This is a genomic window from Sphaerisporangium fuscum (assembly GCF_018531465.1).
Lineage (GTDB): Bacteria > Actinomycetota > Actinomycetes > Streptosporangiales > Streptosporangiaceae > Sphaerisporangium > Sphaerisporangium fuscum.
In genome coordinates, this window is sequence record NZ_JAHDTF010000030.1 from 48,702 (window position 1) to 64,339 (window position 15,638).

General features: G+C 67.0%; 27 protein-coding genes. All 27 read right to left on the reverse strand.

The genetic code is table 11. The features are described 5' to 3' along the window. Positions 1 to 29 precede the first annotated feature (29 nt). The 27 genes from rplQ to rplV all read right to left on the reverse strand — a co-directional run bounded on the left by rplQ (position 30) and on the right by rplV (position 15,633). The gene (gene rplQ / locus KIK05_RS33715) at positions 30 to 578 is read right to left on the reverse strand and encodes a 50S ribosomal protein L17 (protein WP_214414898.1); all 549 of its coding nucleotides are present in this window, start codon (positions 576 to 578) and stop codon (positions 30 to 32) included. A 164-nt stretch (positions 579 to 742) separates the two neighbouring features. Next, positions 743 to 1,759, reverse strand: coding sequence for a DNA-directed RNA polymerase subunit alpha (locus KIK05_RS33720; protein WP_214414899.1), 1,017 nt, complete (start codon positions 1,757 to 1,759; stop codon positions 743 to 745). Positions 1,760 to 1,877: 118 nt separating this feature from the next. After that, positions 1,878 to 2,504 (reverse strand): 30S ribosomal protein S4, encoded by a 627-nt coding sequence (rpsD, locus tag KIK05_RS33725; protein WP_214414900.1) that lies wholly within the window; start codon positions 2,502 to 2,504, stop codon positions 1,878 to 1,880. A gap of 20 nt (positions 2,505 to 2,524) precedes the next feature. Beyond that, positions 2,525 to 2,929, reverse strand: a complete 405-nt coding sequence (gene rpsK, locus KIK05_RS33730) for a 30S ribosomal protein S11 (RefSeq protein WP_012887860.1) — start codon at positions 2,927 to 2,929, stop codon at positions 2,525 to 2,527. A 93-nt stretch (positions 2,930 to 3,022) separates the two neighbouring features. Further along, positions 3,023 to 3,403, reverse strand: coding sequence for a 30S ribosomal protein S13 (gene rpsM, locus KIK05_RS33735; protein ID WP_203982305.1), 381 nt, complete (start codon positions 3,401 to 3,403; stop codon positions 3,023 to 3,025). Between the two features lie 191 nt (positions 3,404 to 3,594). Further along, the gene (gene rpmJ, locus KIK05_RS33740; RefSeq protein WP_003956441.1) at positions 3,595 to 3,708 is read right to left on the reverse strand and encodes a 50S ribosomal protein L36; all 114 of its coding nucleotides are present in this window, start codon (positions 3,706 to 3,708) and stop codon (positions 3,595 to 3,597) included. A gap of 110 nt (positions 3,709 to 3,818) precedes the next feature. Beyond that, a complete protein-coding gene (gene infA, locus KIK05_RS33745) occupies positions 3,819 to 4,040 on the reverse strand; it encodes a translation initiation factor IF-1 (protein WP_012887858.1) in 222 nt (73 codons plus the stop codon). Positions 4,041 to 4,657: 617 nt separating this feature from the next. Further along, complete coding sequence (locus KIK05_RS33750; RefSeq protein WP_214414901.1) at positions 4,658 to 5,194, reverse strand: hypothetical protein; 537 nt, start codon at positions 5,192 to 5,194, stop codon at positions 4,658 to 4,660. 178 nt (positions 5,195 to 5,372) lie between these two features. Continuing rightward, a complete protein-coding gene (locus KIK05_RS33755; RefSeq protein WP_214414902.1) occupies positions 5,373 to 5,810 on the reverse strand; it encodes a DUF1707 SHOCT-like domain-containing protein in 438 nt (145 codons plus the stop codon). Positions 5,811 to 5,871: 61 nt separating this feature from the next. Next, positions 5,872 to 6,714 carry a type I methionyl aminopeptidase gene (map, locus tag KIK05_RS33760; RefSeq protein ID WP_214414903.1) on the reverse strand — a complete coding sequence of 281 codons (843 nt, stop codon included), beginning with the start codon at positions 6,712 to 6,714 and terminating at the stop codon, positions 5,872 to 5,874. Positions 6,715 to 6,944: 230 nt separating this feature from the next. Then, the gene (locus KIK05_RS33765) at positions 6,945 to 7,598 is read right to left on the reverse strand and encodes an adenylate kinase (protein ID WP_214414904.1); all 654 of its coding nucleotides are present in this window, start codon (positions 7,596 to 7,598) and stop codon (positions 6,945 to 6,947) included. Beyond that, the gene (gene secY / locus KIK05_RS33770) at positions 7,598 to 8,905 is read right to left on the reverse strand and encodes a preprotein translocase subunit SecY (protein WP_214414905.1); all 1,308 of its coding nucleotides are present in this window, start codon (positions 8,903 to 8,905) and stop codon (positions 7,598 to 7,600) included. The genes KIK05_RS33765 and secY overlap by 1 nt, the downstream gene beginning before the upstream one ends. Before the next feature lie 166 nt (positions 8,906 to 9,071). Next, on the reverse strand, positions 9,072 to 9,536 hold the full coding sequence (gene rplO / locus KIK05_RS33775) for a 50S ribosomal protein L15 (RefSeq protein WP_214414906.1): 465 nt from the start codon (positions 9,534 to 9,536) through the stop codon (positions 9,072 to 9,074). A 2-nt stretch (positions 9,537 to 9,538) separates the two neighbouring features. Then, positions 9,539 to 9,721, reverse strand: coding sequence for a 50S ribosomal protein L30 (gene rpmD / locus KIK05_RS33780; RefSeq protein WP_020542293.1), 183 nt, complete (start codon positions 9,719 to 9,721; stop codon positions 9,539 to 9,541). A gap of 3 nt (positions 9,722 to 9,724) precedes the next feature. Further along, positions 9,725 to 10,357: a 30S ribosomal protein S5 gene (rpsE, locus tag KIK05_RS33785; RefSeq protein ID WP_114032746.1), complete on the reverse strand. Its 633-nt coding sequence runs from the start codon at positions 10,355 to 10,357 to the stop codon at positions 9,725 to 9,727. Positions 10,358 to 10,406: 49 nt separating this feature from the next. Next, positions 10,407 to 10,787: a 50S ribosomal protein L18 gene (gene rplR / locus KIK05_RS33790; RefSeq protein ID WP_214414907.1), complete on the reverse strand. Its 381-nt coding sequence runs from the start codon at positions 10,785 to 10,787 to the stop codon at positions 10,407 to 10,409. 2 nt (positions 10,788 to 10,789) lie between these two features. Continuing rightward, the gene (gene rplF / locus KIK05_RS33795; protein WP_214414908.1) at positions 10,790 to 11,332 is read right to left on the reverse strand and encodes a 50S ribosomal protein L6; all 543 of its coding nucleotides are present in this window, start codon (positions 11,330 to 11,332) and stop codon (positions 10,790 to 10,792) included. A gap of 19 nt (positions 11,333 to 11,351) precedes the next feature. Next, entirely contained in the window at positions 11,352 to 11,750 is a 399-nt protein-coding gene (gene rpsH / locus KIK05_RS33800; protein WP_214414909.1) for a 30S ribosomal protein S8, read from the reverse strand. 157 nt (positions 11,751 to 11,907) lie between these two features. Next, positions 11,908 to 12,093 carry a type Z 30S ribosomal protein S14 gene (locus tag KIK05_RS33805; RefSeq protein WP_184978978.1) on the reverse strand — a complete coding sequence of 62 codons (186 nt, stop codon included), beginning with the start codon at positions 12,091 to 12,093 and terminating at the stop codon, positions 11,908 to 11,910. After that, on the reverse strand, positions 12,093 to 12,668 hold the full coding sequence (rplE, locus tag KIK05_RS33810; protein ID WP_214414910.1) for a 50S ribosomal protein L5: 576 nt from the start codon (positions 12,666 to 12,668) through the stop codon (positions 12,093 to 12,095). The genes KIK05_RS33805 and rplE overlap by 1 nt, the downstream gene beginning before the upstream one ends. Then, positions 12,668 to 12,967 carry a 50S ribosomal protein L24 gene (rplX, locus tag KIK05_RS33815; RefSeq protein ID WP_214414988.1) on the reverse strand — a complete coding sequence of 100 codons (300 nt, stop codon included), beginning with the start codon at positions 12,965 to 12,967 and terminating at the stop codon, positions 12,668 to 12,670. The genes rplE and rplX overlap by 1 nt, the downstream gene beginning before the upstream one ends. 8 nt (positions 12,968 to 12,975) lie before the next feature. Further along, entirely contained in the window at positions 12,976 to 13,344 is a 369-nt protein-coding gene (gene rplN, locus KIK05_RS33820) for a 50S ribosomal protein L14 (protein WP_214414911.1), read from the reverse strand. Between the two features lie 146 nt (positions 13,345 to 13,490). Next, complete coding sequence (gene rpsQ, locus KIK05_RS33825; protein ID WP_214414912.1) at positions 13,491 to 13,775, reverse strand: 30S ribosomal protein S17; 285 nt, start codon at positions 13,773 to 13,775, stop codon at positions 13,491 to 13,493. Beyond that, the gene (gene rpmC / locus KIK05_RS33830) at positions 13,768 to 14,004 is read right to left on the reverse strand and encodes a 50S ribosomal protein L29 (RefSeq protein ID WP_184608220.1); all 237 of its coding nucleotides are present in this window, start codon (positions 14,002 to 14,004) and stop codon (positions 13,768 to 13,770) included. The genes rpsQ and rpmC overlap by 8 nt, the downstream gene beginning before the upstream one ends. Next, the gene (gene rplP / locus KIK05_RS33835) at positions 14,004 to 14,423 is read right to left on the reverse strand and encodes a 50S ribosomal protein L16 (protein WP_189162758.1); all 420 of its coding nucleotides are present in this window, start codon (positions 14,421 to 14,423) and stop codon (positions 14,004 to 14,006) included. The genes rpmC and rplP overlap by 1 nt, the downstream gene beginning before the upstream one ends. Positions 14,424 to 14,425: 2 nt before the next feature. Continuing rightward, positions 14,426 to 15,265, reverse strand: coding sequence for a 30S ribosomal protein S3 (rpsC, locus tag KIK05_RS33840; RefSeq protein ID WP_214414913.1), 840 nt, complete (start codon positions 15,263 to 15,265; stop codon positions 14,426 to 14,428). After that, on the reverse strand, positions 15,265 to 15,633 hold the full coding sequence (gene rplV / locus KIK05_RS33845) for a 50S ribosomal protein L22 (RefSeq protein ID WP_214414914.1): 369 nt from the start codon (positions 15,631 to 15,633) through the stop codon (positions 15,265 to 15,267). Before rplV ends, rpsC begins: the two co-directional genes overlap by 1 nt. Positions 15,634 to 15,638: the final 5 nt, after the last annotated feature.

A 15,638-nucleotide genomic window follows, 5' to 3' on the forward strand; every position in this document is an offset into this window, starting at 1 on the left:
GAGAAGTCCCGGCACTGCCGCTACGAAGCTCAGGCCTCGTCCTTCTTGGACTCGGCGGCCTCGTCGGCGGGCTTGGCCTCGTCGGCCGGGGCCGCGTCCTGCGGAGCCTCGTCGGTCTCGGTCGCGGCGACGTCGCTCTCGGGAAGCTCGACGATCTCCTCGGCCGGAGCGGCGGCCGGAGCCGCGGCGGGCGCCTGGCGCGTGACGGTGACGGCGTTCAGCGGCTCGCTCACCAGCTCGATCAGCGCCATGGGGGCGTTGTCGCCCTTACGGGGGCCGAGCTTGGTGATGCGGGTGTAGCCACCGGGACGCTCCGCGAAGGTCGGCGCGATCTCGGTGAACAGGTGGTGGACGACGCCCTTGTCCCGGACCACGGTCAGGACCTGGCGGCGGTTGTGGATGTCGCCCTTCTTGGCCTTGGTGATCAGACGCTCGGCCAGCGGCCGAAGGCGCTTGGCCTTGGTCTCGGTGGTGCGGATGCGGCCGTGCTGGAACAGCTGGGTGGCGAGGTTCGCCAGGATCAGCCGCTCGTGGGCCGGGCTACCACCAAGACGTGCGCCCTTGGCAGGCTTGGGCATTGCTCGTTCTCCTTTGAGATAACCCGCTCCGGCCGTGTCAGGTACCGGGGTCGGGCCGGGAGCCCCGGACGGTTCCGAGGGCTCCCGTTGACAGAAACACGCTGGCGCGGCGGAGAGCCCGCCGTGCCGGCCGGAGGCGAGAGCTCACCTCCGGCCTGGACCGATCAGTACTGCTCGGTCTCGACGTAACGGGCGTCGTCGTCGTCGTAGTCGCCGCCGGCGACGGCCGTCGGGTCGAACCCGGGCGGGGAGTCCTTGAGGGAGAGCGACATCTCGTGCAGCTTCTGCTTGACCTCTTCGATGGACTTCGCGCCGAAGTTCCTTATGTCGAGAAGGTCCTGCTCGCTGCGCGCGACCAGCTCACCCACGGTGTGGATGCCCTCGCGCTTGAGGCAGTTGTAGGAGCGGACGGTGAGGTTCAGCTCCTCGATCGGCAGCGCCAGGTCGGCGGCCAGAGCCGCGTCCGTCGGCGACGGGCCGATGTCGATGCCCTCGGCCTCGACGTTGAGCTCACGGGCCAGGCCGAACAGCTCGACCAGGGTCTTGCCGGCGGAGGCCACCGCGTCGCGGGGCTTCATCGACGGCTTGGTCTCGACGTCGAGGATCAGACGGTCGAAGTCGGTGCGCTGCTCGACACGCGTGGCCTCGACCTTGTAGGTCACCTTGAGGACCGGCGAGTAGATCGAGTCGACCGGAACGCGGCCGATCTCCTGACCGGGCTGCTTGTTCTGGGCGGCCGAGACGTAGCCGCGACCGCGCTCGACGGTCAGCTCCATTTCGAGCTTCGCCTTGCCGTTCAGCGTGGCGATGTGCAGGTCGGGGTTGTGCACCTCGACACCGGCCGGCGGCGCGATGTCGGCGGCGGTGACCTCACCCGGGCCCTGCTTGCGCAGGTACATCACGACCGGCTCGTCGTGCTCGGAGGAGACGACCAGCGACTTGAGGTTGAGGATGATGTCGGTGACGTCTTCCTTGACCCCGGGCACGGTCGAGAACTCGTGCAGCACGCCCTCGATGCGGATGCTCGTGACCGCCGCCCCCGGAATGGAGGACAGCAGCGTGCGGCGCAGAGAGTTGCCGATGGTGTAGCCGAAGCCCGGCTCCAGCGGCTCGATGACGAACCGGGACCGGTTCTCCTCGATCGATTCCTCGAGGAGCGACGGGCGCTGTGCGATCAGCATGTGGGTTCTCCCCTGGTTCCGCGGGGCCCGCTATTTGACCACCGCGATTGTGTTCTTCACTACCGACTGTACGGCCCGGATCCGGGCCGTACAGCTCTCCGGCAGGTTGTGCGAGCTCTTACTTGGAGTAGAGCTCGACGATCAGCTGCTCCTGGACCTGCGTGTCGATCTGCTGGCGGACCGGGAGCTGGTGCACGAGGACGCGCAGCTTGTCCGGGACGACGCCGAGCCACGCCGGGACCTGGCGGTCGCCGACGGTGGCGCGGGCAACCTCGTACGGCATGAGGTTGCGGGCCTTCTCGCGGACCTCGATGATGTCGTGCTCGCGAACCCGGTAGGACGGGATGTCGACCTTCTTGCCGTTCACCAGGATGTGGCCGTGGCGCACCTGCTGGCGGGCGGCGTCGCGCGAGACGGCGAGGCCGGCGCGGAAGACGACGTTGTCGAGCCTGCTCTCCAGGATCTGGAGGAGGTTCTCACCGGTCTTGCCGGACTTGCGGTTGGCTTCCTCGTAGTAGTTGCGGAACTGCTTCTCGAGGACGCCGTAGATGCGGCGGGTCTTCTGCTTCTCGCGGAGCTGGAGCTGGTACTCCGACTCCTTGGGACGGCCGCGACCGTGCTCACCCGGCGGGTAAGGACGGATCTCGATGGGGCACTTCGGGGACTCACACTTGGCGCCCTTGAGGAAGAGCTTGGTCTTCTCACGGCGGCAGAGCTTGCAGTCCGCTCCGGTGTAACGAGCCATTTCTCTATATCTCCTGGGCCTCAGACGCGGCGGCGCTTGGGCGGACGGCAACCGTTGTGGGGAACCGGGGTCACATCCTGGATGGAACCCACCTCGAGGCCGGTGGCCTGGAGGGACCGGATGGCGGTCTCGCGACCGGAGCCGGGGCCCTTCACGAAGACGTCGACCTTGCGCATGCCGTGCTCCATGGCCCGGCGCGCGGCGTTCTCGGCGGCCATCTGCGCGGCGAACGGGGTGGACTTGCGGGAGCCCTTGAACCCGACGTGGCCGGCGCTGGCCCAGGAGATCACGTTCCCGCTGGGGTCGGTGATCGAAACGATCGTGTTGTTGAACGTGCTCTTGATGTGGGCGTGCCCGTGAGCGACGTTCTTCTTCTCCTTGCGGCGCACCTTCTTCGGTGCACCCTGGCGGCTCTTCGGAGGCATGTAGCGCTATCTCCTGAGGTGGTCGGTCCTGCTGCGTGGACGCCGGCGCGGCAACGGGCCCTGGCCGGGCCCGGCTCTGCGCCTCGTCGCGGACTACTTCTTGCCGGGCTTCTTCTTGCCGGCCACGGTCTTCTTCTTGCCCTTGCGGGTGCGCGCGTTGGTCTGCGTACGCTGACCGTGCACGGGGAGACCGCGGCGGTGACGGATGCCCTGGTAGCAGCCGATTTCGATCTTGCGGCGGATGTCGGCCTGAACTTCACGACGGAGGTCACCCTCGATCTTGAAGGTGGCCTCGATGTAGTCACGCAGCGGCACCAGCTCGGTGTCGGAGAGCTGGTGGACGCGAAGGTCCCCGCTCACGCCGGTGGCCTGCAGGATCTCCTGCGCGCGGCTGCGTCCGATTCCGTAGATGTAGGTGAGAGCGATCTCCAGCCGCTTGTCGCGGGGGAGGTCGACGCCAACCAGGCGAGCCATGGTCGGGCATTCTCCTTCGTGTGGCGGAGGTCTTACGCCTCACTACCCCTCCCCATGCCCGGGGTGAGGGCCCCGGCCTCCGACCGGGGGTCTCCCGCGTGGTTCGGCGTGCGCCGCCTGCGCGGGTGTGATGCGCTACTTCGGTTTCGTTCCGGGGTCACGGCCCGCCCGGGCCGGCCTCCGGGCCGCGATCAGCCCTGGCGCTGCTTGTGGCGCAGGTTGTCGCAGATCACCATGACGCGACCGTGCCGGCGGATCACCTTGCACTTGTCGCAGATCTTCTTGACGCTCGGCTTGACCTTCATAGTCCTTGTCGTTTCCCCAGACGGCCCGCCCGCCGGCCCTGCCTGGTCGAACCAGTCCCACCGTGCGCCGCACGGCCAGGCCGGATCTTCCTCGCTGCCGGGAAGGGGGCTTACTTGTATCGGTAGACGATCCGCCCACGACTAAGGTCGTAAGGGCTCAGTTCAACGACAACCCTGTCGTCGGGGAGGATCCGGATGTAGTGCATCCGCATCCGTCCGCTGATGTGGGCCAGGACCTTATGGCCGTTGTCGAGCTGCACCCGGAACATCGCGTTCGGAAGCGACTCGACTACAGTGCCCTCGATCTCGATGGCGCCGTCTTTCTTGGCCATGTCCCTCGCGTTTCACTGATCGGTCGTCTGAGGTTTCGGCACACTACGCAGCCGCGACCGTGAGCGCGTTGGAGAGAGCGGCGATCGCTGGACCGCCGACGCGCAATGGTCATAGTGAACCGACAAAGGAGTGTACGACAACTGGCGAGGAAATGCGAAACGCCTGGCGCTTGACCGGACACAACCGCCCACCACCCTATCCCAGACGTGCAGAGAGGTGGACTGCCGCGACCTGCGAGTTCGGTGTGACGGCTCAGCGGCAGCGTGGCCTGCGGGATCAGGACGCGCCCACCCCGGCTCTCGGTACCGCCGACACCGGTCCGGGGTGGGCGCGTGCTCGTGGGCGCTCGCGCGCCGTCCGCCTCATCGGACCGGAAGTGGGGTGTGACCGCAGTTGTCCGACAAAGATCACCTACCCCGCGCCAAACCGGGAAACAACCGGGATCGGTAAAGCCTGCGTCCAATGCCCGTGAACGCCGGGCCCCTTCCACCACGAGCGCGCCGCCCCGGAGACGAAGGAGATCTCCTCCGACGCGAAGAAGCGGGCGCGCCGGATGACGCGCCCGCCCACTCATCCCCCGCGTCCGGTCCCCTCGCGGACCGGACGGCACCATCGGTCAGAAGACGTCGGTATACCCGCCGCAGTCGCTCGTGCCGGAGCGGCCCTCGCAGACGCGGACGTCGAAGTCGTCGAACCCGTCGCTCCTGCGGAACCCGCCGAAGCGGTCGAGGTCGTAGCGGCCGAACGTGCGGAAGAACCTGGTGTGGAAGCCGTGGTCGTCGTGCCAGCGGAACCACACGTAGCTGTACTGGTGGTCGTGGTCGCGGTCCAACAGGCTGCCGGAAAAGTAGTAGCGGCCGCCGGAGCCGATCCAGTAGCCCTTGAAGTACGACCGGTCGCCCCGGCCCTCGCCGTGCCCGAAGCCCGAGTAGATCGGGCCGAAGAAGTGCCGCGAGCCCAGGGCCTGGGCGGTGGCCGCCGAGCCGGTGGCGCCCGCGGCCGAACCGGTGGCCTCTGCGGCCGAACCGGTGGCCTCTGCGGCCGAACCAGTGGCTTCTGTGGCCGAGGCGTGGGCCGCGGGAGCCGCGGCGAGCCCCACCGCCAGCGAACCGGCGAGGGCGGTGCCGGCGAGCAGGTTGCGAATCTTTCGCACAGTGTCCTCCTGTGAGCGAGCGTCCTCCGGTCGAGGACGCGATCCCCGTACCGGGCGAGCTCCCTTTCGGGTCGCTCGCCCCGGACACCGCTCACGTTAGGAAGGCGAAAGGATCCGTTCCGCGTACAAATCCACACTCATCCGCAGCGTGCAATAAGGCACACAACGCCCGAAAGGCTCAGTGGCCCTTGTCCTTGCGACGGCCGTCGTTGGAGTGCGTACCGAAGATCGTGCTCACCAGCAGGATCGCGCCCCAGGGGCCGGCGACCCACATCGGCCAGAAATAGCCACCGAGGTCGGTCATGGCCCAGATGACCGTGCACACCGCCAGGACCGAGAAGTAGGACGCCCACGCCGCCCGGGCCCCCTTGCCGGATCCACGGGCGGGCCGCTTGGCCGGCGGCTGCGCCGTGGCGGGCAGCTTGTGGAGGTCGATGTCGGGCAGGTCGGCCGTCAGCTTCTGCAGGTCACCGAAGGTCCTGCCCTGGTAGACGAGCTCTAGGCGCTCGTTGAACTCGTCCATGGTGAGCCTGCCCTGGGCACAATGCTCACGCAGAGCGGCCGCGACACGGTCTCTGTCGCCGTCCGACGCCCTCATATCCGGTGTCGCCGCCATCGCCCTCAACTCTCGTCGTCCGACCGGAGAGAGACTCACCCGGCCCTCGGGTCAAGGCAGTTCATCGCACTGTCTTGCCGTCGGCGGCCGCCGCGTCTCCCAGCAGTTCGCCAAGGCGCCCCTTGCCCCCATCAAGGGCAGTGAGCACCCAAGGGCCATTATCGGTCACCGCGACGCTGTGCTCGAAGTGCGCGGAGGACCTTCCGTCGATGGTGACGACGGTCCAGTCGTCGGCGAGGACACGGGTCTTGTCCGTCCCGAGGTTGACCATCGGCTCGACGGCGAAGCACATGCCGGTCTCGAAACGCGGGCCCCGGCCGGGCTTGCCATGGTTGGCCACCCACGGGTCCATGTGCATCTCGGTGCCGATGCCGTGGCCGCCGTACTCCTGGGGGATGCCGTAACGGCCCTGGGAGCGCACGTACCGCTCCACCTCGTACCCGATGTCGGAAAGGTGCCTGCCGACCGTCAGGGCCGCGATGCCGCGCCACATGGCTTCCTCGGTGACGCGCATGAGCTCGGTCAGCTTGGGGTCGACCTCGCCCACGCCGACGGTGATCGCCGAGTCGCCGTGCCAGCCGTCGAGGATGGCTCCGCAGTCGATCGAGATGATGTCGCCCTCGCGCAGCGGCCGCCGGTCGGTCGGGATGCCGTGCACCACTTCGTCGTTCACCGAGGCGCAGATGGTGGCGGGGAAGCCCTGGTATCCCTTGAAGGACGGGATCGCCCCCTCGTCGCGAATGGCCTTCTCGGCGATCGCGTCCAGGTCGAGCGGTGTCATCCCCGGTCGCACGGACTCGCGCAGCAACTCGAGCGTGCGCCCGACCACGAGACCCGCGGCCCGCATCTTCTCCAGCTGCTCAGGCGTCTTGATCTGAATTCCGTGCTTGTTCTTCTTGAACACTTACTGGCACCCCCTGGGGTGAATCAACGGATGGCGCGGCATCGCAATTCCCCCGATTGTCCCCCAACAACGCCAACGCCACCCCTGGAGAACGACTCCAGGGGTGGCGTAAGCCCAACAAACGCCCTGCGTTCGCCTCGCGGTGCTCGATGGCCTCGCATCCGCTCGGCGGCTCGGGCCGCCCCTCGCGACGGCGGTCCTCATCGTCGCCCGGGCACGTCCCTCGCGGGTCAGTCGGCGAACCGGCGCAGCTCCGCCATCGCCCGCTGCGTGATCTCTTCGACGGGACCGGTGGCGTCGACGCCACGGAGGATGCCCTCGTCGGCGTAGAACGAGATCAGCGGAGCGGTCTGCTCCTGGTAGACCTCGAGCCGGTGACGGATGGTCTCCTCCCGGTCGTCGTCGCGCTGGAACAGCTCGCCCCCGCAGGCGTCGCAGACCCCCTCCTGGGAGGGGGGATCGAACACCACGTGCCACACCTTGCCGCAGGAACGGCACGTGCGGCGCCCGGCCAGGCGGCGCACGACCTCCTCGTCGTCGACCACGAGCTCGAGCACGACGTCGAGCGAGGTGCCGAACTCGGCGAGCATCTTGTTCAAGATCTGCGCCTGAGGCACGTTCCGCGGGAAGCCGTCGAGCAGGAAGCCCTCCTGCGCGTCGGCCTCGGAGAGACGGTCGCGGACCATGGCGATGGTGACCTCGTCGGGTACGAGGTCGCCACGGTCCATGTACTCCTTGGCAAGCTTGCCGAGTTCCGTACCGCCCGAGACATTGGCACGGAAAATGTCCCCTGTCGAGATCTTCGGGATGGACAGGTTCGATGCGATGTACTGGGCCTGTGTCCCCTTGCCCGCTCCGGGGGGCCCGACCAGGACGACGCGCACTACTTGAGGAAGCCCTCGTAGTTCCGCTGCTGCAGCTGGCTCTCGATCTGCTTCACGGTGTCCAGCCCAACACCAACCATGATCAGAATGCTCGTGCCTCCGAACGGGAAGTTCTGGCTCGCACCTGCCACCGCCAGCGCGATGATCGGCACCATGGAGATCAGGCCCAGATACAACGAGCCGGGGGCGGTCAACCGCGTGAGCACGTAGTTGAGGTACTCAGCGGTAGGCCGGCCCGGGCGGATGCCCGGGATGAATCCACCGTACTTCTTCATGTTGTCGGCGACTTCAACGGGGTTGAAGGTGATGGACACGTAGAAGTAGGTGAAGAAGATGATCAGCACGAAGAACGTGATCATGTAGACCGGGTGGTCACCCCGGACGAAGTTCTGCGCGAGCCACTGGACGATCGGGCCGGGGTTCTCCTTGTTGCCGAACAGCGACACGAACAGCTGCGGCAGGTACAGCAGCGAGGAGGCGAAGATGACCGGGATGATGCCGGCCTGGTTCACCTTCAGAGGAATGTAGGTGGAGGTTCCGCCGTACATGCGGCGGCCCACCATGCGCTTGGCGTACTGCACGGGGATGCGGCGCTGGGCCTGCTCGACGAACACCACCGCAGCGATCATGAACACCCCGACGACCATCACCACGACGAAGGTGAAGGCGTTCTGGCGGAAGATGTTCATCAGCTCGGCGGGGAAGACCGCGATGACCTGGGTGAAGATCAGGATCGACATGCCGTTGCCGACCCCGCGGTCGGTGACGAGCTCGCCGAGCCACATGATCACCGAGGTGCCGGCCGTCATGCAGATCACCATCGTGACGATGGTGAAGGCGTCGTTGTTGATGAGGAGCGGCTGACGGCAGTTCGGGAACAGCTGCCCGGTGCGCGCCAGCGCCACGAAGGCGGTCGACTGCAGGACGCCGAGGCCGATGGTCAGATATCGCGTGTACTGCGTGATCTTCGCATTACCCGCCTGGCCTTCCTTCTTCAAGGCCTCGAGGCGAGGAATGACCACCGTGAGCAGCTGAAGGATGATGCTCGAGGTGATGTACGGCATGATGCCGAGTGCGAAGACGGACAGCTTGAGCAGCGCGCCACCACTGAACAGCTGCACCATGCCATAGATGTTGGCGGCGTCGCCCGCCTGTGCCTCGTCCAGACACCGCTGGACGTTGGCCGTGTTCACACCCGGGGTCGGCAGCACCGATCCGAGCCGGAACAGCACGATGATGCCCAGCGTGAACAGCAGCTTCTTGCGCAGGTCGGGCGCACGGAACGCCCGGGTAATCGCGGTCAGCACGGTCCCTCCTGCGCGCCTGTTAGGCGGTATCGGTCAGCGAAGGTCTGGGAGTGGTCCATCGGCACATCTCTGATCAACGAGCCCTGGACAGCCTTCTGTCCAGCGCACTCTAACGCACTACGGGCGCGGAGGCTCCATGTGAGCCCCCGCGCCTCGTATTGCCTGTCTACAGCTCGGTGACGGAGCCACCCGCCGCAGCGATCTTCTCCTTCGCGGAGGCGGAGAAGGCGTGCGCCTGCACGTTCAACGCCACCGAGATCTCGCCGGTTCCCAGGATCTTCACCGGCTGGTTCTTGCGGACCGCGCCCCGCTCGACCAGCGTCTCCACGGAGACGTCGCCGCCCTCCGGGAAGAGCTCGCCGAGCCTGTCCAGGTTGACGACCTGGTAGGTCGTCTTGAACAGGGCGTTGGAGAAGCCCTTGCGCTTCGGGAGCCGCCGCTGGAGCGGCACCTGGCCACCCTCGAAGCCGAGGGGGACGTTGGTGCGGGAGTGCGTGCCCTTGGTACCACGACCGGCGGTCTTGCCCTTGGACGCCTCACCACGACCCTTGCGGATCTTGGCCTTGTTGGCGCCGGGGGCCGGACGCAGGTGGTGGACGCGCAGCGGCGCGCCGTTGTTCTCGTTAGCCATGACTAGTCGACCTCTTCCACCTCGACGAGGTGCGTCACCACGGCGACCATGCCCCGGATCTCCGGGCGGTCCTCCTTGACGACGACGTCGCCGATTCGCTTCAGGCCCAGCGAGCGCAGCGAGTCACGCTGGTTCTGCTTGCCACCGATCTTCGATCGGACCTGAGTGATCTTGAGACGAGCCATCGGCTAGCTCACCGCCTTCGCCGCCGCGGCGGCCTCGGCGATGCCCTCGGCGCGAGCCTTGAGCATGCGAACCGGAGCGACGTGCTCGATCGGGAGCCCACGGCGGGCGGCGATCTCCTCGGGCCGGCTGAGGCCCTTCAGTGCCGCGACGGTCGCGTGGACGATGTTGATCGGGTTGTCCGAGCCGAGCGACTTGGACAGCACGTCGTGGATGCCGGCGCACTCCAGGACGGCGCGCACCGGACCACCCGCGATGACACCGGTACCGGGCGAGGCCGGACGCAGGAGGACGACGCCGGCGGCGTCCTCACCCTGCACGGTGTGCGGGATGGTCCCCTGGATGCGCGGCACCTTGAAGAAGTGCTTCTTGGCCTCCTCGACACCCTTGGCGATCGCCGCGGGCACCTCCTTGGCCTTGCCGTAACCCACACCGACCAGGCCGTTGCCGTCACCGACGACAACCAGGGCGGTGAAGCTGAAGCGCCGACCACCCTTGACGACCTTGGCCACTCGATTGATCTTCACGACGCGCTCGATGTACGAGACGCCCTTCTCGGCAGCGCCGCCGCGGCGATCGTCGCGACGGTCTCGCCGCTCACCACCGCCGCCGGCACCGCGACGCGGAGCTGCAGCCATCAGTGGTTCCTCTCCTCGTTGCTCTTGATTGCGATCCTGGCCGGAGACATCAGAACTCCAGCCCGCCTTCACGGGCGCTGTCCGCCAGAGCCGCGATGCGGCCCGCGTAGCGGTTGCCACCGCGGTCGAACACGACAGCGGTGATCCCGGCGGCCTTGGCCCGCTGAGCGACGAGCTCGCCGACCTTCTTCGCCTTGTCCGTCTTGGTGCCCTCGGCGTCCCGCAGCGAGACGTCCAGCGTGGACGCGCTCACCAGGGTGTGGCCGGCGATGTCGTCCACGACCTGCACGAAGATGTGACGCGCCGACCGGTTGACGACGAGACGCGGGCGGGCCGGAGAGCCGACGACCTTCTTGCGGACACGACGGTGACGACGCGAGCGCGACAGGGCGCGCGCGGCCGTGTGCTTTGCAACCTTGGTGAAGGCCATGACTACTTACCAGCCTTTCCGACCTTGCGGCGGATGACTTCGCCCTGGTACCGCACACCCTTGCCCTTGTAGGGGTCGGGCTTGCGCAGCTTGCGGATGTTCGCGGCGACCTCTCCGACCTTCTGCTTGTCGATGCCGTCCACGTGGAACAGGGTCGGCTTCTCGACGCGGAAGGAGACGCCCTCAGGAGCGTCGACGATCACCGGGTGGCTGAAGCCCAGCGAGAACTCCAGCTGCGTCGGGCCCTTGGCCTGGACGCGGTAACCGACGCCGACGATCTCCAGCGTCTTGCTGTAGCCCTTGGTCACGCCGTCGACCATGTTCGAGATCAGCGTGCGGGACAGCCCGTGCAGGGCGCGAACCCTGTTTTCGTCGTTCGGACGGGTGACGGTGATGGTGCCGTCCTCCCCGCGCGCGACGTCGATCGGCTCAGCGACCGTGTGAGAAAGCGTGCCCTTGGGGCCCTTGACCGTGACATCCCGGCCGTCGATGGTGATGTCGACACCACTCGGTACGGGGATGGGCAGCCGTCCAATTCGCGACATGCTGTATTTCCTCCCCTCGTTACCAGACGTAGGCGAGGACTTCCCCGCCCACACCACGCTTGCCGGCCTGCTTGTCCGTCATGAGGCCACCGGACGTCGAGATGATCGCGACGCCCAGGCCGCCCAGGACCTTGGGCAGGTTGTCCTTCTTTGCATAGACCCGCAGACCGGGCTTGGAAACCCGGCGCAGGCCCGCGATAGACCGTTCACGCGTGGGCCCGAACTTGAGCTCCACCACGAGGTTCTTTCCAACCTTGGCGTCCTCGACGGACCAGGACTGGATGTAGCCCTCCTGCTGGAGGATCTCGGCGATGTGCGCCTTGATCTTCGAGTACGGCATCGACACAGTGTCGTGGTATGCCGAGTTCGCGTTACGCAGACGTGTCAACATGTCTGCGATCGGGTCGGTCATCGTCATGGCCGGTGGCCCTCCTCACCGCGGTTTCCCTTGCGTCAGGGACCTACGGTGTGGTCGTGGGCGCCTTTATCTCAGGCACCCGGTTGATATGACTTGTCTGTACGGGCGGCGCCGAGCGGGCCTCGCTACGGCGAACGTCGCGGAGGCCCGCCTGCGGCTACCAGCTCGACTTGGTGATGCCGGGCAGCTCGCCGCGGTGCGCCATCTCGCGGAAGCACACACGGCAGAGGCCGAACTTGCGGTAGACGGCGCGGGGCCGGCCACAGCGCGAGCATCGAGTGTACGCCCGCACGCCGAACTTCGGCTTCCGCGCGGCCTTGGCGATCAAAGACTTCTTGGCCATCACGCCTCCTTGAAGGGGAAGCCGAGAAGCTTGAGCAGCGCCCGGCCCTGGTCGTCGTTCGTGGCGGTGGTCACGACCGTGATGTCCATGCCCCGCTGACGGTCGACCTTGTCGGGGTCCACCTCGTGGAACATGACCTGCTCGGTCAGACCGAAGGTGTAGTTCCCGTTGCCGTCGAACTGCTTCGGCGACAGGCCGCGGAAGTCCCGGATACGCGGAAGCGCGAGGGAGAGCAGCCGGTCGAGGAACTCCCACATGCGGTCGCCACGCAGGGTCACGTGCGCGCCGATCGGCATGCCCTCACGCAGCTTGAACTGCGCGATGGACTTGCGTGCGTGGGCGACGGCCGGCTTCTGGCCGGTGATGGCGGTGAGATCGCGCACCGCGCCCTCGATGAGCTTGCTGTCACGAGCGGCCTCGCCGACACCCATGTTCACCTTGATCTTGGTGAGCTTCGGGATCTGCATGGCGTTCTCGATGCCGAACTGCTCACGCAGCTTGTCCGCGATCTCCTCGCGGTACCGCTGCTTGAGGCGCGGCACGGGGCGCTCGGTCTCAGTTGTGGTGGCGGTCATCAGTTGTCCTCACCCGATTCGTCGGCCTTCTCGGCCTTCTTGGCGGGCTTGTCGTCCTTCTTCGCCTCATCCTTGAGCTTCTTCACGTTGCTCACGTGGATGGGGGCCTCCATGGTCTGCACGCCGCCTTCCTTGGCGCCACGCGGACCCTGGTGGGTGACCTTGGAGTGCTTCTTGATCAGGTTGACACCCTCGACGACCACGCGCTCCTCGCGCGGGATGGCGAGGATGACACGGCCCTTGGCACCCTTGTCCTTACCGGCGATGACCTGGACGAGGTCACCCTTCTTCACATGCAGCTTCGGCATTACAACACCTCCGGCGCGAGCGAGATGATGCGCATGAACTTCTTCTCGCGCAGCTCGCGACCCACCGGACCGAAGATACGCGTGCCCCGAGGGTCACCGCTGTCCTTGATGATGACCGCGGCGTTCTCGTCGAAGCGGATGTAGGAGCCGTCGGGGCGGCGGCGCTCCTTAGTGGTGCGCACCACGACAGCCTTGACCACATCACCCTTTTTGACACCCGCGCCGGGAAGGGCGTCCTTCACCGTCGCGACGATGATGTCGCCGATACCCGCGTAGCGCCGACCCGAGCCGCCGAGCACACGGATGCAAAGGATCTCCTTGGCACCCGTGTTGTCGGCGACCTTGAGCCGCGACTCCTGCTGGATCACGTCAACTCCCGTGTGTCACGCCGGTTCTCATTCTCTGAGCCTGGCGGAACTAGATTTGGTCAAATGCGCCCTGGGCGGCAGCAGTTGGACCACCCAGGGGGGACGCCTGCGCGGGAGACCCCTTCAGGGGCCTCCCGCCGGGCGACTTACTTGGCCCGCTCGAGGATCTCCACGACCCGCCACCGCTTGGTGGCGGACAGCGGCCGGGTCTCCATCAGGAGGACACGGTCGCCGACGCCGCAGGAGTTCTGCTCGTCGTGAGCCTTGTACTTGGTCGTACGGCGGATGACCTTGCCGTACAGCGGGTGCTTGACGCGGTCCTCGACGGCGACGACGACGGTCTTGTCCATCTTGTCGCTGACGACCAGACCCTCACGGGTCTTGCGGTAGTTCCGCGCCTGCTTCTCGGTGCTCTCAGTTGTCTCAGCCATCGCTCGGCTCCTTCTCGACCGTGATGATGCCAAGCTCACGCTCGCGCATCACGGTGTAGATACGGGCGATCTCGCGGCGGACGGCGCGCAGCCGCCCGTGGCTTTCCAACTGACCGGTCGCCGCCTGGAAGCGGAGGTTGAACAGCTCCTCCTTGGCTTCCTTCAGCTTCTGGACCAGCTCTTCCTGGTCCGAAGTCCGCAGCTCACCGGCGGTCAGGCCCTTAGCCATCACGCCTCACCCACTTCACGCTTAACAAACCGGCACTTCATCGGGAGCTTGTGCATCGCTCGCCTGAGGGCCTCGCGGGCCACGGGCTCGGCGACACCGGACAGCTCGAACATGACGCGACCGGGCTTGACGTTGGCGATCCACCACTCCGGCGAACCCTTACCGGAACCCATGCGGGTCTCGGCCGGCTTCTTCGTCAGGGGACGGTCGGGGTAGATGTTGATCCACACCTTGCCGCCACGGCGGATGTGCCGGGTCATGGCGATACGAGCGGCCTCGATCTGGCGGTTGGTCACATAGTGGTGCTCAAGCGCCTGGATGCCGTACTCGCCGAACACGACCTTGGTGCCGCCCTTGGCGGCTCCGCTGCGGTCAGGCCGGTGCTGCTTGCGGTGCTTGACCCTGCGCGGGATCAGCATGGTCAGCTCCCTTCAGCACCCGGCTGCTCCGCCGGGCCGGACTCGGGCGCCCCAGCGGGCGCGGTGGATTCGGTCTTGGGGCCACGGCCACCGCCACGGGGGCCGCCGTCACGGCCACGACCGCCGCCCGCGCCGCGGCCGCGCTGCGGCCGGTCGGTGCGGTCACGACGCTGGCCGGCACGAGCACCGGCGGCGGCCGCCTCGCGCTCGGCGCGGCTGGTCGGGGCCTCGCCCTTGTAGATCCAGACCTTCACGCCGATGCGGCCGAAGGTGGTGCGGGCCTCGTAGAAGCCGTAGTCGATGTCCGCGCGGAGGGTGTGCAGCGGCACGCGACCCTCGCGGTAGAACTCCGACCGCGACATCTCGGCGCCGCCGAGACGGCCGGCGCACTGGACACGGATGCCCTTGGCGCCGCTCTTCATCGCCGACTGCATGGCCTTGCGCATGGCCCGCCGGAACGAAACCCGGCTGGACAGCTGCTCGGCCACGCCCTGGGCGACGAGCTGAGCGTCGACCTCGGGGTTCTTGACCTCGAGGATGTTCAGCTGGACCTGCTTCTTGGTCAGCTTCTCGAGGTCGCCACGGATGCGGTCCGCCTCGGCGCCACGGCGGCCGATGACGATGCCCGGCCGGGCCGTGTGGATGTCGACCTGGACGCGGTCGGTGGTGCGCTCGATCTCGACCTTGGAGATGCCCGCCCGCTCCATGCCCTTCTGCAGCATGCGGCGGATCGCGACGTCCTCGGCGACGTACGACTTGTACAGCTTGTCGGCGTACCACCGGCTCTTGAAGTCGGTCGTGATGCCGAGGCGGAACCCGTGCGGGTTAACCTTCTGGCCCACTAGCGGGTCCTTCCCTTCGGCCTGCCCTGGCCCTCAGGCCGGGACTCGACGATCACAGTGATGTGGCTCGTCCGCTTGTTGATCCGATAGGCACGGCCCTGCGCACGGGGACGGAACCTCTTCAGCGTCGGGCCCTCGTCGACCCACGCCCGGCTCACGACCAGCGTCTCGCGGTCGAGCTTGAAGTTGTGCTCCGCGTTCGCCATGGCGCTCGACAGCACCTTGAAGATCGGCTCGCTCGCCGCCTGAGGGGCGAACTGCAGCACGGCCTGCGCCTCCGAAGCGGGCAGCCCGCGAATGAGGTCCACCACGCGGCGGGCCTTCTGGGGCGTGACGCGGACGAACCGCGCCTGAGCCCTGGCTTCCATCGCTT

Excerpts from the sequence above, each read along its gene's own strand:
- rplE (WP_214414910.1), bottom strand. The coding sequence starts at position 12,668 with ATGACCGCCACCACAACTGAGACCGAGCGCCCCGTGCCGCGCCTCAAG.
- rplF (WP_214414908.1), bottom strand. The coding sequence starts at position 11,332 with ATGTCGCGAATTGGACGGCTGCCCATCCCCGTACCGAGTGGTGTCGAC.
- rplV (WP_214414914.1), bottom strand. The coding sequence starts at position 15,633 with ATGGAAGCCAGGGCTCAGGCGCGGTTCGTCCGCGTCACGCCCCAGAAG.
- rpmD (WP_020542293.1), bottom strand. The coding sequence starts at position 9,721 with ATGGCTCGTCTCAAGATCACTCAGGTCCGATCGAAGATCGGTGGCAAG.
- rpsQ (WP_214414912.1), bottom strand. The coding sequence starts at position 13,775 with ATGGCTGAGACAACTGAGAGCACCGAGAAGCAGGCGCGGAACTACCGC.
- rplO (WP_214414906.1), bottom strand. The coding sequence starts at position 9,536 with ATGGCTAACGAGAACAACGGCGCGCCGCTGCGCGTCCACCACCTGCGT.
- rpsD (WP_214414900.1), bottom strand. The coding sequence starts at position 2,504 with ATGGCTCGTTACACCGGAGCGGACTGCAAGCTCTGCCGCCGTGAGAAG.
- rpmJ (WP_003956441.1), bottom strand. The coding sequence starts at position 3,708 with ATGAAGGTCAAGCCGAGCGTCAAGAAGATCTGCGACAAGTGCAAGGTG.
- rplP (WP_189162758.1), bottom strand. The coding sequence starts at position 14,423 with ATGCTGATCCCGCGCAGGGTCAAGCACCGCAAGCAGCACCGGCCTGAC.
- infA (WP_012887858.1), bottom strand. The coding sequence starts at position 4,040 with ATGGCCAAGAAAGACGGCGCCATCGAGATCGAGGGCACTGTAGTCGAG.
- KIK05_RS33805 (WP_184978978.1), bottom strand. The coding sequence starts at position 12,093 with ATGGCCAAGAAGTCTTTGATCGCCAAGGCCGCGCGGAAGCCGAAGTTC.
- rpsE (WP_114032746.1), bottom strand. The coding sequence starts at position 10,357 with ATGGCTGCAGCTCCGCGTCGCGGTGCCGGCGGCGGTGGTGAGCGGCGA.
- rpsH (WP_214414909.1), bottom strand. The coding sequence starts at position 11,750 with ATGACGATGACCGACCCGATCGCAGACATGTTGACACGTCTGCGTAAC.
- rpmC (WP_184608220.1), bottom strand. The coding sequence starts at position 14,004 with ATGGCTAAGGGCCTGACCGCCGGTGAGCTGCGGACTTCGGACCAGGAA.
- rpsK (WP_012887860.1), bottom strand. The coding sequence starts at position 2,929 with ATGCCTCCGAAGAGCCGCCAGGGTGCACCGAAGAAGGTGCGCCGCAAG.
- KIK05_RS33720 (WP_214414899.1), bottom strand. The coding sequence starts at position 1,759 with ATGCTGATCGCACAGCGCCCGTCGCTCCTCGAGGAATCGATCGAGGAG.
- KIK05_RS33755 (WP_214414902.1), bottom strand. The coding sequence starts at position 5,810 with ATGGCGGCGACACCGGATATGAGGGCGTCGGACGGCGACAGAGACCGT.
- rplQ (WP_214414898.1), bottom strand. The coding sequence starts at position 578 with ATGCCCAAGCCTGCCAAGGGCGCACGTCTTGGTGGTAGCCCGGCCCAC.
- rpsM (WP_203982305.1), bottom strand. The coding sequence starts at position 3,403 with ATGGCTCGCCTGGTTGGCGTCGACCTCCCCCGCGACAAGCGGCTGGAG.
- rplR (WP_214414907.1), bottom strand. The coding sequence starts at position 10,787 with ATGGCCTTCACCAAGGTTGCAAAGCACACGGCCGCGCGCGCCCTGTCG.